This is a genomic window from Paenibacillus massiliensis 2301065 = DSM 16942, from assembly GCF_000377505.1.
Classification (GTDB): Bacteria; Bacillota; Bacilli; order Paenibacillales; family Paenibacillaceae; genus Paenibacillus; species Paenibacillus massiliensis.
Genome location: NZ_KB898201.1, coordinates 86,239 through 103,630, shown reverse-complemented (window position 1 = coordinate 103,630; position 17,392 = coordinate 86,239). Strand labels below are relative to the sequence as shown.

Below are 17,392 nucleotides of genomic sequence, written 5' to 3'. Positions count from 1 at the left end.
GAGCCATGCCACGAGCCATTATGAGCGGATGTACCGTACCGGAGATCTGGCGCGCTGGATGCCAGACGGTAACATCGAATATCTAGGCCGGATCGACCATCAGGTGAAGATTCGCGGCTACCGGATTGAGCTGGGCGAGGTGGAGGCTCAGCTGCTGAAGGTGGAGGCTGTGCAGGAGGTCATTGTACTCGCGCAAGCGGATGATCAGGGTCAGAACCAGCTGGTGGCCTACTATGTAGCTGAACAAGAAGTTGGTGCAAGTGAGCTGCGCGCTCAATTAGCCGCTGAACTGCCGAGCTACATGGTGCCATCGTACCTGATCCAGCTGGAGCAGATGCCACTGACACCGAATGGCAAGATTGACCGCAAAGCGCTTCCGACTCCAGATGGCAGTCTGCACAGCGGTGCTGAATATGTTGCACCACGTACATGGGTGGAAGCGAAGCTGGCGGAGGTCTGGCAGGATGTGCTGGGTCTAACGCAGGTCGGCGTGAAGGACAATTTCTTCGAGATTGGTGGACATTCACTGCGGGCGACGACACTGGCAGCCAAGATTCACAAAGAGCTGAACAAGCAGCTGCCGCTGCGGCGTATTTTTGAAGCGCCAACGATCGAGCAAATGGCGGTTGTGCTGGAGCAGCTGGAGCAGGTGACGTACGCCGCTATTCCGGTATCGGAAGAGCGCAGCTACTATCCACTGTCCTCGGTTCAGCAGCGACTGTATGTCTTGCATCAGCTGGACCCGCAGGATATTAGCTACAACATGCCATCGGTGCTGCATGTCAGCGGTCCGCTGGATGTGAAGCGGGTAGAGGCGGCATTCCGTCAAGTCATTGCACGTCATGCGACGTTGCGGACTCGCTTCGGAGTAGTGGACGGAGAGCCTGTGCAATGGATTGAAGATACCGTGTCATTCGAGGTCGAGTATGTGCAGGCGCAGAATGAAGCGGCGGCGGCACAAGAGACCGTTACGACACCAGCAGGCGATCTAGATGCGAGCATAGATATGGCCAATCATGCAGCTCCATCGTCATCCATCCAGGCAGACATGGAGACAGACTCAGCTACAACGGATGAAGCAGCGGATGAGAACGCTGTGATTCAGAAATTGGTGAAGAGCTTCGTTCGTCCGTTCGAGTTGCATAACGCTCCGCTGCTGCGGGTCGGTGTGGTCGAATTGACTGCAGGAACGGCATGGTTACAAGAACAATCGCAAGGTCAAATGCAAGAAATGCAAGTGGCGCTGGAGCAGCAAGCGCAAGTAGAAGGCCAGCAACTTGAGCAAGCCCAAGAACAACCACAAGAGCAACCTCAAGTGCAAGCCCAAGGTCAGTATTTACTGTTGCTTGATATGCACCACATTGTCTCGGATGGTGTGTCCATGGGTGTCCTTACAGAAGAATTCGTTCGTCTGTATGACGGAGAACAATTGCAGCCATTGCGTCTGCAATACAAGGACTATGCTATCTGGCAGCACAGCCAGGCACAGCAGGCCTGGATGCAGCGTCAGGAAGCCTACTGGCTAGATACGTTCCGCGGAGAGCTACCTGTACTGGATCTACGGACAGATTATGCTCGTCCGGCAGTACGCAGTAGTGAAGGGGACACGATCGTATTCGGACTGGATCGAGAGGTCAGTGATCGCCTGAAGGAGCTGGCGACCCAAAGCGGATCGACCCTGTACATGGTGCTGCTGGCGGCATATACGACGCTGCTGCATCACTACACGGCACAGGAGGACATTATCGTTGGTACGCCGATTGCAGGGCGTCCGCATGCGGACCTGGCGCCGATGATCGGGATGTTCGTTGGCACGCTGGCCCTGCGGAATTATCCAAGTGCGGAGCAGAGCTTCCGTAGCTATGTGGAGGATGTGAAGCTTCGCGCATTGCAGGCCTTCGAACACCAGGATTATCCGTTCGAGGAGCTGGTGGATCAGCTGAATGTGAAGCGGGATATGAGCCGTAATCCATTGTTCGATACGATGTTCACCTTGCATACGACGGAGGAAGGGGAACTGCAGCAGCTGGCAGAGCTGAGCTTCCGTCCCTATGAGATGGAGCAGGCTCCAGCGAAGTTCGATCTGACACTGGAGGCGCGTGAGGAAGAGGGCGGCATCCAGCTTGGTCTGCAATATGCGACGGCATTGTTCCGTTCTGAAACCATTGAGCGAATGACCCGTCACTTCATTCGTCTGGCAGAAGCCGTGGCAGCGAATCCGAATGTGAAGCTCGGAGAGATCGCCCTGATCACAGAGGATGAGAGTCAGCACATTTTGAACGTATTCAACGATCCGCAGCTACACAGTCTACGCGTGGAAGGTTATGGACAAGGTGCGGAGTCGCCGGGACTCTCGCTTAGCGAACGCTTCGAGGCACAAGTACAGCAGCATCCTGAACGGGTCGCGGTCGTATTTGAGGATACAGGCATGACCTACGCCGAGTTGAATGAGCGAGCGAATCGATTAGCTCGTCTGCTGCGAGCAGCAGGAGTGGAAGCTGACCAACCGGTTGGTATTTTGCTGGAGCGTTCGGCTGAGATCGCTGTGAGTATTCTCGGCATACTCAAGGCTGGAGGCGCGTATGTTCCGATGGATCGCATGTATCCGCAAGAACGGATTCAATACATGCTTGAGGATAGTGGAGCACGTGTGGTGATTACATCCAGTTCAGTTCATTCAGAGGTTCGTTTACCCGCTACGGTCCAAGCTATAGTAATCGACGACGAGGATGTTAGAGCTCTAATGGCTGAGCAGGAAGTCCACAATCTGACTTCCACGGTGGATCTGCATAATTTGGCGTACATCATCTATACGTCAGGTACGACCGGACAACCGAAAGGTGTGCTGATCGAGCAGGGCAGCGTCAACCATCTGGTGGATGCTCTCGCTGATCGTGTATACAGCCGTTATGATAGACCATTGCAGGTGGCTTGGCTGTCGGCCTATGTATTCGATGCATCCGTTCAGCAAATCTTTGCGGCCCTGTTATTAGGTCACACCTTGCATATAGTCTCCCGCGATGTAAGTCTGAACGGCGAACTATTGATTGGCTACTATCGTACGCACAACATTGACTTGTCAGATGGCACACCTGCGCATTTGCAAATCCTGAACGAGACGGTTGCAGTACCCGAGGCGCCAGAGGTCAAGCATTACCTGATTGGTGGCGAGGCGTTGCCGGTAGCTCTTCTTCACACCTTCATGCACAAGTGGTCCGGGTATCATCCGATTATCACCAACGTGTATGGCCCTACAGAAACAACTGTGGATGCTACCGCTTATACCGTGGAGGATGTGAGAAGCCTTGATGAGCTGTTGAAGCAAGGACAGCACACATTATCCATCGGCACACCGCTCGGTAAGCAGTCTCTGTATATTCTGAACGGCAAGCAGCAGTTGGTGCCGATCGGGGTGGCAGGCGAGCTCTATATTGGTGGGCAAGGTGTAGGACGAGGCTACCTGAATCTACCGGAGCTAACGACAGCAAGATTCTTGCACAATCCGTTCGTGAATTCCGTACATGCTGTCGAGATCGAACATCCATCCATTAGTCATCAGACTGACCGGATGTATCGAACGGGGGATCTGGCTCGTTGGTTACCGGATGGAAGTATTGAGTATCTGGGCCGGATGGACCAGCAGGTGAAGATTCGCGGCTATCGGATCGAGTTGGGCGAGATCGAAGCGCAGCTCCTCAAGGTAGACGATATCCATGGTGCGGTGGTTACCGTGTGGGAGCAAGAGGATGGGCACAAGGATCTGTGTGCTTATATCATGGCAGTATCTCCAGTGAATCTGCCGGAGCTGAGAAGCGTTCTGCAGCCAATACTGCCGGATTACATGATCCCGACTTATGTTGTACAGCTGGAGCAATTCCCGCTGACAGCAAGTGGCAAGGTGGATCGCAAGGCGCTGCCTGCGCCAGAAGCAAGACTTGGTGGTGGACGTGAGCATATTGCACCACGGACCGCACTGGAGGCACAGCTTGCACGCATATGGCAGGATGTCCTCAAGCTGTCTAGCGTAAGCATCGGCGACTCGTTCTTCGATGTAGGCGGACATTCTCTGCGGGCGACGACGCTTGTGGCGAGAATCCATCAGGAGCTGGGAAGTCTGATTACGCTGCGTGAGGTGTTCCAGTATGTCACTATTGAGGAGCAGGCTAGACTCATTGCGAAGCAAGGAACGACTGTCTACACAGCCATTTCTTCCGCACCGAAGCGGGCATATTATCCAGTCTCCTCGGCCCAAAAACGAGTATACCTTTTGAGCCATCTGGAGGGCGGAGATACAAGCTACAACATGCCGGGTGTATTGGAAGTGGCAGGAGCCTTGGATGCTGATCGTCTGGAGCAGGCTTTCCGTGCAGTGATTGCTCGTCATGATACACTGCGTACCAGCTTTGAGATGGTGGATGGCGAGGTTGTGCAGCGGATTCATGAGCAAGTTGAATTTGCGATAGAACAACTGGAGGGCGCAGAATCGGAGCTGGATACACATATAGACTCCTTTGTACGCAGCTTTGATCTCCGATCTGCACCGCTATTGCGTGTTCGTCTTGTGCGGACTGGAGGCGACCGCCATCTGTTGATGTACGACATGCACCATATCATCTCCGATGGAGCATCGTCGAACAATATCGTGCAAGAGCTGGTACAACTGTACGAAGGACAGGAGCTTCCACCGCTGCATATTCAGTATAAGGATTATGCGGTATGGCAGCAGCAGCAGATACAAGAGGAGCGCTACCAGCGTCGGGAGCGGTTCTGGCTTGAGCATTTGACGGGCCCACTGCCTGTACTTGATCTGCCGATTGCCTATCCAAGACCTGCAACACGCAGCTTCGAGGGAGCATTGTATGATTTTGCAGTCGAGCCAACTGTGTATGCACAGCTGAAGCAATTGGCAGCGCAGACCGGAAGCACGTTATATATGGTCCTGCTGGGTGCCTATACATTGCTGTTGTCCAAATACAGTGGCCAGAATGATCTAATCATCGGTACTCCGGTGGCTGGTCGTTCACAGCCAGAGCTTGAGCCACTGATTGGTATGTTCGTGAATACGTTGGCGATTCGTCATCAGCCTACGGATAATCACACGTTCCACAGCTACTTGCTTGAGGTGAGAGATCGTACGCTGCAAGCATTCGAGCATCAGGATTATCCGTTAGAGGAGCTGGTGGAGAAGCTGGATATCCCTCGTGATGCAAGTCGGAATCCACTATTCGATACCATGTTCGTGCTGCAAAATACGGAGTCACAGGAGGCGAGTCTGGAATCCCTCTCCTTCCGACCGTATGAGCAGGAGCATCGGATTTCCAAATTCGATCTGACTCTATCCATGAGTGAGGAGGATCGTGTACTGCGAGGATCTTTTGAATACTGTACCAAGCTGTTCGGGGCAGCCGTGATGGAGCGACTCAGTAATGACTTCATCGCGATTCTGTCGCAAGTAGTCGCTAATCCAGATATACCACTCGGTGATATTCAGGTGCACACAGACGAGCAACCAAAAGGCTTCACGCCGGATTCCATTGATTTTGCTTTCTAGCATCTGACGGTAAGTTGAAGTTCCCGGTACTGTTCCTACAGGTTTGATTCACATTGCATGTGCAGAGGGCAGCAGCGAGTCTGCTGTCCCTGCCTGCACTGTATTTTTCCGATAAACGAGCTCAAGTTATTAGCCAAGCACCATTCCAAGCGGGGAGAAACCCCATGAAGCAGGAGGGATGTCATTGAAAGCTTTATTTGAGAAGGAAAAAAAATATTGGAGTCAGAAGCTGGAGCCCGAGGATCGGATCATCACCCTGCCTTATACAACTCATGTACCCAAGGATGTAGCAGCAAACGCTGATTATGCTACATATACATTGACATTTTTATCTGATGTCTCAAGTCGCATATCATCCATCACTGGCGGTAATCCATGGGCTGTATACATGGTGCTGCTTGCTGGAGTAAATAGTCTATTACATAAGTATACAGGTGAGGAGCATGTACTGCTGGGCATTCCTGTTGCAGAGACTGGCAGTGGTGCTGCCAAGCCGCTCAATTCTATGCTCATCCTGAAGAGCACGCTGAATACTGCCACAACCTTCAAGAGTCTGCTCTCACAGATCAAAGCAGATATCAGTGAAGCTATAGAGCACCAGAACATCCCCTTTTGGACCTACACGGAGGGGCTGGATATTCCGCGCAGCAACGCGGACAAGCCGCTATTTCACACGGTAGTCTCCTTACACAATCTTCATGAAGCAGCTTGGATGAATGAGGTTGATGCAGAGCTGCATATGCATTTCAAGTGGGAGAATGACATCGCTTCTCTTACAATGACCTACAATAATAGCTATTACAATGAAACGGCTATTGCATCCTTTGGTGAGCAGCTATCCCGGCTCTATGCCGTTGTACTGCATCAACCGGAGCTAATGTTGTCCAGTGTAGACATACTATCCGCACAGGATGCAGATAGGCTGAAATTTACCTTCAATGATACCATCGTGGATTACCCACGAGAGGCGTCCATTGAAGAGCTATTCTCACAGCAAGCCAAGCAGACTCCTTATCAGGTCGCACTTGTCGAGGAGCAAGGCAGTATGACTTATGGCCAGCTAGACGAGAAGACGAATCAACTAGCTGCTACCTTGCGGAGAGCAGGAGTAGGCCTGGAGCAGCCCGTTGCGATCATGGCTGAGCGATCCGCTGATATGGTCGTCGGCATGCTGGCCATTCTTAAAGCCGGCGGTGTGTATGTACCGATTGATCCAGACTACCCGGAGGAGCGTGTGAGCTATCTGCTGGAGGATTCAGGCGCTGAGTTGCTCCTGGTGACACGAGCTGAGCACAGACCTTTGGGCTATAAGGGAACCATTCTGGATTTGCGGGATGAAGATGTGTATGGTGCAGGTCAGCAGGAATCCTCAGCTTCTGGATCACTGTATGGTCGTGGAGACAACGTTGGCGACAACATAGATGAAGCGACTGACCAGCTCAAGGCTCATAAACCGTTAACTGGCGGCGATCGACTGGCCTATATCATGTATACCTCAGGCACAACTGGTCTGCCCAAAGGGGTCATGGTCGAGCATCGAAATGTTGTGCGGTTGGTGAAGAATACGAATTTCGCAGAGCTTCATGCGGATACAAAAATTTTGCAGACGGGGGCTGTTGTCTTCGACGCATCTACCTTCGAAATCTGGGGAGCACTCCTGAATGGTGGCCAGCTCATCCTCGTAAGCCAGGACGTTATCCTGAATGCTGCAAGATTAAAAGAGACTATACGAGCTCATGGTGTTACGACCATGTGGCTAACGGCACCACTCTTTAACCAATTATCCCAGCAGGACGTGGAGATGTTCGCTGGCCTGAAGGAGCTGCTGATCGGTGGCGATGTGCTGTCTGTACCACATGTGAATCGTGTACTGGAAGCGTACCCGTCATTGAAACTGATCAACGGCTACGGACCGACGGAAAATACGACCTTCTCGACTACGCATGCTATTTCTGGCATTCAGTCGGAAGCGGTGCCGATAGGTCGTCCTATTACGAACTCGACAGCCTATGTAGTGGATCGAGCGCTGCAGCTACAGCCTGTAGGGGCTTGGGGCGAGCTGCTCGTCGGTGGAGACGGAGTAGCCCGCGGCTATCGCAATCGGCCGGATTTGACAGCTGAGAAGTTCATGGAAAGTCCATTCCGCAGTGGTGAGCGCTGTTATCGGACTGGAGATCTTGTGCGTTGGCGTGAAGATGGGACCCTGGAGTATAAGGGAAGAATCGATGCTCAGGTGAAAATCCGCGGCTATCGGATCGAGCTAGGCGAGGTGGAGGCACAGCTGCTGAAGCTGGAAGTGGTAAGTGATGCGATTGTCGTGACACATGAGGATGAGCAGGGGCAGAAGCAGCTATGCGCATATGTCGTGCTGCAGGGCGAGGCTCCTGGGGTGACAATTCACAGTGCTGCTAAAGAAAGAGTTGCTAAGGAGATAACTAGTGATGCTGCTAATGAGCCAACTAGCAGCGTTGCTAACGAGGCAGTAATGGCAGAGACGGCTGCTATCCGAGAGGGAAATATAGCGGGTGTTGCGTCACAGATGCAGGAGCTACGTAACGCCTTGCTTCGAGAGCTACCGGGCTACATGGTGCCTTCATATTTTGTGGAGCTGAAGCAGCTACCGCTCACACCGAACGGCAAGGTTGATCGACGAGCACTACCACAACCGGAGCGAAGCATGCATGGCGGTAGCGTCTATGAACCTCCAAGGACTTCCATGGAGGAGCATCTTGTGAGTATTTGGCAGGAGGTGCTAAATGTCGAGAGGATTGGCATTAAGGACAATTTCTTCGAAGCGGGAGGACATTCTCTACGTGCGACGCATGTTATTTCACTAGTGCATAGACAAATGCATAAAAATCTTCAGCTTAAGGACTTGTTCGACCACCCTACGATCGAGCAGCTTGCACAGGTGCTGGAGACACTGGAGCAGACAGGCTATACTGCGATTCCGATGGCACCGCAGCAGTCACACTACGTGCTATCTTCAGCGCAAAAGCGAATGTACATCCTGAATCAGCTTGAACCGGACGGAACCAGCTACAATATTCCGGGTGCTGTGACACTGACTGGCCCGCTTGATGTCAATGCTATGGAGCAAGCCTTTCAGGAACTGATTCAGCGTCATGAGACATTGCGCACCAGCTTTGATACCGTGCAGGGCGAGCCTGTTCAGCGCTTGCATGACAAGGTGTCCTTTCGCCTTGCGTACATCGAGGCGCATAGTGCTGACAGGGAGCAGACAGATCAGCTGCTACAGGACTTTATTCGTCCATTTGAATTGAACCGGGCACCACTATTCCGGGCAGGATTGATTGCTGTAGGGGCGGACCAGCACATTTTGCTACTGGATATGCATCATATCATATCGGATGGCACCTCCGTTCAGGTGCTTATGCAGGATCTTGTCCGTCTGTACGCCAAGGATGAGCTACCCGCACTACGCATCCAGTACAAGGATTATGCGTTGTGGCAGCAGGAGCAGCATCGAAGCGAACGATACAAGGAGCAGGAGGCATACTGGCTTGGTACCTTCGCTGGTGAGCTGCCAGTTCTGGATATGCCGACAGATTTCCCGCGCCCGGCGGTTCGAAGCTTTGCAGGAGATGTGTTGCCATTTTCACTTGACGCGCGGCAAAGCGCAGGTCTGAAGCATATCGCAGCACAGACGGAGTCTACCTTGTACATGGTGCTCCTGGCTGCATACACAACTCTACTCAGTCACTACAGTGGTCAAGAGGATATCATTGTAGGTTCACCCATTGCAGGTAGGACGCATGCCGAGCTAGCTCCACTAATTGGAATGTTCGTCAATACATTGGCCATCCGCAGCTACCCACAGGGTAGCAAGTCGTTCCGTGATTATGTGCTGGAGGTTAAAGGGCATACGTTACAGGCTTTTGAGCATCAGGACTATCCATTGGAGGAGCTGATCGAGAAGCTAGATCTTGATCGGGATTTAAGTCGTAATCCACTATTCGACACTGTATTTGCATTGCAAAATCTGGAACAGCGCGAGCAGCAGTTGAATGGTCTGAGAATGGAGCCATATCCAGGCGAGCAGACGGCTGCCAAGTTCGATCTAAGTCTATTTGCATTTGAAGATGGAGAAGACATTGTTTGTGGTCTGCAATACGCTACGCGGCTGTATACGCAAGAGACAATTCAGCGCCTGGCCTTGCATTTCCGACAGTTGGTGGACGCGATCATTGAGCAACCGGACATAGCGCTGTCTGCCATCGAGATCATCACGCCGCAGGAAAAAGAACAGATTATTAAAGAGTTCAATAACACGGTCGCAGATTATCCGTATCCCAAAGATTTGCCTGTGCACGTCATATTCGAGGAATATGCAGCGTGTACACCAGAGCAGATAGCCGTTACCTTTGCTGACGAAAGGCTGACCTACCAAGAGCTTAATGAACGATCCGAGCACCTTGCACGAATATTGCAATCTCGAGGGATTCGCCGCAGACAGGGCTCGGATACGCAGCGTGTAGCGCTGATGGCTGAGCGATCCATCGAACTGATCGTTGGTATGCTGGGGATTCTGAAGGCAGGTGGGGCCTACGTCCCCGTTGACCCAGACTACCCGGAAGAGCGCATCCTTTATCTACTGGAGGACTCAGGTGCCGAGCTGCTTCTGGCTCAGCGCTATGATCAGGTGTTCTTTGTGACGGATATTCCAATCCTGGATCTGAGTGATGAGCAACAGTGGCGAGGTGGTTCGCTTGGTGAAGGAAGTGAGTTGAAAGAGACTGCAGGTGATGCCGGGGAATCTGAGAACCTTAATAACCTGCACGGAACTGGCTCGGCATTAACAGAAGAGGATTTTCCTGTGAAGGCAGCATCGACCGATCTTGCCCACGTGATGTACACTTCCGGCACAACAGGCAATCCGAAAGGCGTCATGATCGAGCATCGGAATATCGTTCGACTGGCGAAAAACAGAAGCCATGCCACGCTCGACGAGGGTACACGGCTCTTGCAGACCGGAGCGGTCGTATTCGACGCCTCAACGTTCGAGATCTGGGGGACGCTGTTGAACGGTGGACAGCTACATCTGGTGAGCTATGACACGATTTTGGATACGGTCCAACTCAAGCAGGCAATTCAGCAGCACAGCATCAACACCTTGTTTCTCACGACGTCCTTATTCCACCAGCACTCGCAGCAGGATATTGACCTGTTCACACCGCTGAAGGAATTAATTGTCGGAGGAGACGTACTATCCGTACCACATTTGAATCGTGTGATGGAGACTCACCCGCAGCTTCGAATCATCAACGCCTATGGTCCGACAGAGAACACCGTGTTCTCGACGATCTATGATATTACCGAACCACAGACACAAGCCGTTCCAATCGGTCGGCCTATCGACCATTCCACGACATACATTGTCAATCGAGCGCTCAAGCTACAGCCTGTTGGAGCTTGGGGTGAACTGCTTGTTGGTGGTGACGGAGTGGCGCGTGGATACCTCAACCGGCCAGAGCTGACAGCAGACAAGTTCATTGTCAGTCCTTATCGCACTGGAGAGTATTGCTACCGCACGGGTGACTTGGCACGCTGGCGTGCTGACGGAGTGCTGGAGTACAAGGGTCGAATCGATGAGCAGGTCAAAATCCGAGGCTACCGCATAGAGCTGGGCGAGATTGAGAGCCGTCTGTCCTCTGTAGCTGGGGTAAAGGAATCCATTGTTGTCGTAAGGCAGGATGAGCTGGGACAGAAGCAGCTATGTGCTTATTACGTAACAGACCGTGAGATGGGGGCAGGTCAATTGCGTCAAGCACTATCCCAAGACTTACCCGGTTACATGGTGCCATCCTACTTCGTTCAGCTGGGCGAGCTACCATTGACGCCGAATGGGAAGGTAGATCGTAAAGCACTCCCTTCACCGGAACAGCATGTGGATTCAGGCATGGATTATGTAGCACCACAGACGGAGGTTCAGCAAGCTCTGGCTGATGCGTGGGGAACGATACTTGGTCTTCAGCGTGTGGGAATTCAGGACAATTTCTTCCATTTAGGTGGTGACTCCATCAAGGCAATCCAGGTGTCATCCCGTTTGTTCCAGGCTGGTCATAGGCTAGAAATGAAGGATTTGTTCAAATATCCGACGATTGCTGAGCTATCTACACATGTTCAGCCTGTGACTCAATTGGCGGAGCAAGGAGAAGTTAGCGGCGTGGTACGCCTGACTCCGATTCAGCGCTGGTTCTTTGAGCAACAGACCGCAGAGCCACATCATTTTAACCAGTCTGTCATGCTTTATCGCCCTGAGGGCTACGATGAGCAAGCGCTGCGGCATGCGCTTCAAGCGATCACTACGCATCATGATGCCTTGCGAATCGTCTTCCATACAGCGAACAGCCATTCAGACTATATGGTAGATGACGATCATGTTCAAGGAGAAATTACGGCCTGGAACCGACGAACGGAGGATGGCGAAGCATACCTTCTGGAGGTCTACGATTGCATGGATTTGAATGAGGCGGAACGAACGGAGCAGATTGAGGCTTTGTGTAATGAGCTTCAAGCCAGTATTTCTCTGGAGCAGGGCCCGCTCATGAGATTGGGATTGTTCCGTTGCCCGGATGGCGATCATTTGCTGATGGTCATTCATCACCTGGTCGTGGACGGCGTATCGTGGCGTATTTTGTTTGAAGACCTGGCAGCGGCTTATGAGCAGGCTTCCCAAGTTGCAGAGATCATTCAGCTCCCGCACAAGACAGATTCGTTCCAGACATGGGCTCAGCAGCTCCGTGCTTATGCAGAAGGTCCGGCTATGGAGCAGGAACAAACATACTGGGCAGCGATTGCTCAGACAGATGTGGCTCCGCTACCAGTGGATTATGACCAGACTGATAACGATCAAACCGGCGAAAGAATGCCACTGATTGCCGATAGCGAGACCGTCACCGCCGTATGGAGCATGGAAGAGACAGAGCAACTGCTTAAGCTTGCCAACCGCACTTATCGCACAGAGATGAATGATCTGCTCTTGACGGCAGTCGGTATGGCCTTGCAGGCATGGAGTGGGCAAGAGAGATTTCTGATTCAGCTTGAAGGACATGGTAGAGAGCACATTATCCCGGAAGTGGATATTAGCCGGACGATTGGCTGGTTCACTACCCAATATCCGGTATTGCTCGACATGCCTCAAGCGATGACATTGGGTCAGCGCATCAAGCATGTAAAGGAGGGGCTGCGTAGCGTTCCGAATAAGGGGATCGGCTACGGCATCCTAAAATATATGACAGACTCAGGCAGATTGCCGAGCATGGCAGAGCTTGAAGCTAATCCAGAGATTAGCTTCAATTACCTTGGGCAATTTGACCAGGACATGGAGAGTAATGAGCTTCAGTCCTCGTCATATAACGGAGGGATGCCACTCAGTCCCACGATGGCGCGGACATATACACTTGATTTCAACGGGATGATCTCGGGAGGTCAGCTCGGTCTGACGATCAGCTACAGTACGACCAGCTACCGTTCAAATACGATGGAGGCATTGGCGAGATTGTTGGAAGCGAGTCTCAGAGAAATATTATTGCACTGTATTAGCAAGGAGCAGCCTGAGCTCACGCCAAGCGATATTTCCTATAAGGGCCTTAATGTAGATAGTCTTGATCGTCTCTTGGCCGAGATGAATGTGCACGGAGAGGTGGTCAATGTCTACGGTCTGACTCCGATGCAAAAAGGGATGCTGTTCCACAGCCAGCTGGATCGACAGATGGCTGCACATGATGCCTATGTAGAGCAGTTCAGCTATGATTTGCAAGGAAAGCTGAATATCCAGGCTTTTGCTGAAAGTCTGAACATGCTTGTGCAGCGCCATGAAGCGCTCCGTGCCCATTTTTATTTTGGCCGTGAGACAGAGCCGTTACAGGTCATATACCGTAGTAGGGAGTGCGGCTTTATATATGAAGATTTACGAGAGCTGGCTTCAGAGGAGCAGGAAGCCCGATTAGCCAAGTTCAAGCTGGAGGATCAAGCAAGAGGCTTCGATCTGCGGCGAGACGTTCTTCTGCGTGTAGCAGTTTTGCATACGTCCGAAGACAATTACCGCTTCATATGGAGCTTTCATCACATTGTAATGGATGGTTGGTGTCTGTCCCTGGTAAACAAAGAAGTGTTCGAAGGCTACGCGGCCTTGCAAGCAGGCCAGATGCCGGAGCTAGCACCGCCTGTTCCATACAGCCGCTTCATCGAATGGCTGGAAGCTCAGGATCGCCAGGCGGCAGTAGATCACTGGAAAGACTACCTGACCGGATATGATCAGCAGACTCTGATTCCGGGTACTATATCCGCCCAGTCCCAGCGGACTGAAGGCTATGCTGCTAGTGACTGGGTGAGGGATTTGGATCGCGAGCTGACCCGCCAGGTAGATGACACCGCCAAGCACCATCAGGTGACGATGAATATACTGCTCCAAGCTGCATGGGGAATTGTGTTGCAGAAATATAACCAGCATGAAGACGTACTGTTCGGTAGTGTCGTCTCGGGGCGGCCATCTGATATTAACGGTGTCGAGGAGATGATCGGTCTTTTCATTAATACGATTCCGGTACGTGTTCGAAGTGAGGCAGGGGAGAGCTTTGCAGAGGTCATGAAGAGAATGCAGGAACAGGCTATGGCTTCTCATGCATATGATACGTACCCGCTCTTCGAGATTCAGGCCTTGACGGATCAGAAGCAGACTCTGATTCAGCATATTATGGTATTCGAGAACTATCCAGTGGATGAGCAGGTTGAGCAACTGGGGCACAAGGAAGAAGCTCTGTTTTCCATTGATAATGTGACTGTATTCGAGCAGACCAACTATGATTTCAATCTCGCCGTCATGCCAGGAGAAGGACTCCGTCTGAGCATTGGCTATAATGCTCTGGTATATTCAGAGGCTGATATTGAGCGAATTGCCGGACATTTTGCATATGTACTGCAGCAGGTTGTAGCCAATCCAGACATGGTGATCAGCGATATCAGACTAGCTACCCCTCAGGAGGAGCACGAGATCCTACATGAGTTCAACAGCTGGGGCACAGAACAAGAGGTCTCACTTGAGCAATGCAGTTTTGGAAGAATTGACAGAACGGACAGAGCTCACAGCTCAACGGATCAATTCGTGACTGGTTCAATAAGTAGTTCAACAGGGGAGGTGGGTCAGAAGCTCCATGAAGCTGTTAGCTTCACATTACATGAGCTATTCGAAGAGCAGGCTGCAAGGACACCGGAGCTGGATGCAGTAGTCTTCGAGGACACGAGCTTGAGCTACGATGCTCTGAATCGAAGGGCTAATCAACTGGCAAGAACACTGCGTGATCAAGGTGTGAAGCCAGATCAGTGCGTTGCACTGCTGACAGAGCGCTCCATTGAGATGATTGTCGGGATTCTGGCGATTCTGAAAGCTGGCGGAGCCTATGTGCCGATCGACCCATCTTATCCGTCTGAACGGATTGAATATATACTGAAGGACTCCGGTACAGCGATTCTGATGCTGCAGCAAGGACTTGCAGAGGATATTTCGTTCAGTGGTAAGAAGGTAGTGCTGGATCTTCCTGAAGTCTATGCACAAGAAGACTCCAATCTACCGTCAGCTGCTGGGCCAGAGCACCTTATGTATGTGCTGTATACCTCTGGAACAACAGGCTTGCCGAAAGGGGTCATGGTTGCTCATCGCAGTGTAGCGAACACGGTGAACTGGTTCGCAGATCGCTATGCTGACTATGTCAGACATCGCATTGTGCTGACAGCTGAATATACCTTCGATCCAAGTGTCGAGCAGATCTTCGCCGTGCTCCTGCATGGAGGCGAGCTGCATTGCATTCGGCGGGATACGCTGCTCAGTAAGTCGTTGCTACTCCGTTATATTTCTAAACATGACATTGGCATGCTGGACTTGCCGCCAGTCCTGATGCGGGCTTATCTGGCTGAGGAGCCCAAGCTCGAGAGCTTGAAGACCTTGATCTCTGGTGGTGAGCGACTTGAGGATGCGTTGAAGGATGTCCTACTGAGCAAGGGCTACCGTCTGCACAACCATTATGGTCCGACAGAGACGACAATTGATGCCCTTGCAACCGAATGTGAACAGGGTACAGCCGTACATCTGGGCAAGCCGATTCGGCAGACTGGTGCCTACATTTTGAATGCTCATAGGCAGTTACAGCCAGTAGGGGTTGTAGGAGAGCTCTTCATCGCTGGTGCTGGTCTTGCCAGAGGGTACCTGAACAGGTCTGAACTAACCATGGAGAAATTCGTAGAGCATCCGTATCTTCACGGGCAGATCATGTATGCTACTGGTGATCTGGCACGATGGCTGCCTGACGGAAATGTGGAGTTCGTAGGACGAATGGACGATCAGGTCAAGGTACGTGGCTTCCGGATTGAGTTAGGTGAAGTAGAGGCTCAGCTTGCGGGTATTCCGTCGGTGCGTGATTGCGCGGTCATTGCAGTAGCAGATGAAAATGGTCAGCACCAGCTTTGTGCTTACTTTACGGCTGATGCATCGCTAACGGTACGTTCCATCCGCGAACAGCTGGCGGGTGCCTTGCCCGGATACATGATTCCGTCTACTTTCGTACAGGTGGAACGCATGCCGCTGACGACGAGCGGCAAGATTGATCGCAAGGCATTGCCAGCTCCGGAAGCAGGTATGAATCATGGTATCGAGTATGTAGCTCCTCATACTGATGTTGAGCAAATGTTAGCCTCCATTTGGCAGGAGGTCCTTGATCTTCCGCAGGTGGGTATCCATGACGATTTCTTCATGCTGGGAGGCCATTCCTTGAAGGTGCTGGAGCTTGTGCGCAAGATTCAGCTTGCCACGGGTATTGAGCTTCCGATTCGCACCGTGCTGGATTGCCCAACAATTGAGGAGCAGGCGTTGGAACTGATGAAGGCAGAGCTGGAGACGGGACAGAATCAGCCGATTCTTCGACTTAATGATCATGGCTATGCAACCCTGTTTTGCTTCCCGCCTATGCTTGGTTATGCATTGTCATTCGCAGAACTGGCAAAGCAACTGGACGAGGAGGCGGTTCTGTACGGGCTGGAGTTCCCGGAGGAAGCCATGGATGAAAGGAAGCTGCTGGCAAGCTATGTAGATTTAATTGTCAATACCCAGTCGACGGGACCGTATATGCTGCTTGGTTATTCCATTGGTGGTAATCTGGCGCATAAGGTGGCAGCTGCACTGGAGGTGCAGGGACATTCAGTGGCAGGCATCATTATACTTGATTCGGTGCGTAGCACCGAATACTCATCCGCTACGGCGGAGGAGACGACACAGGAGATTGAGGCCATGCTGGAGCAGGTGCCCGAGGCTTATCGTGAGCTGCTAAATGACTCCTATCGTCGCAAAATGCTCGCCTACGCAGTATATGGTAATCAATTACTGAATACAGAATGCTTGCAGGCTGACATTTACGGACTTGTGGCAGTCGGCTCAGAAGCGGTTAAGGGTAGCGGTGACAATCGTCTACTATGGAAGGATGCCACACAAGGCAGCTATGTAGAGCAGGCCATGATCGGCAATCACTATGAGCTTCTTGAACCAGGCTTTGTGGAGGAGAATGCCAAGATCATTCGTAAGATCATTCGTCATATATGGCAACAAGGAGAGGCGACGGAGAAGTCCAGACTCGTTATCAGCGATAATCGCTGATCAGTTCACTTCTTGCCTTCGCCGAGATCACGATCTTCACATTACTTGTCCTAGCAGCAGAGGATGGTATGATGCCTCTGCTGCGGTGGCAAGCAGATGCCAGACGCTATAGCTACCAAAGCATGTGGCAAAGCACCGTCAAGGCAATGAGTTAACACATCATTAGGTAAGGATGG

At 51.9% G+C, this 17,392-nt stretch carries 2 protein-coding genes; both read left to right on the top strand.

Features of this window, described 5'->3' with window-relative positions; translation table 11 throughout:
• A partial coding sequence (locus tag D328_RS29750) for a non-ribosomal peptide synthetase (protein WP_018887722.1) occupies nt 1-5,551 on the top strand: 5,551 nt, incomplete at its 5' end.
• A gap of 184 nt (nt 5,552-5,735) precedes the next feature.
• On the top strand, nt 5,736-17,216 hold the full coding sequence (locus D328_RS0124630) for a non-ribosomal peptide synthetase (RefSeq protein WP_018887721.1): 11,481 nt from the start codon (nt 5,736-5,738) through the stop codon (nt 17,214-17,216).
• Nucleotides 17,217-17,392: the final 176 nt, after the last annotated feature.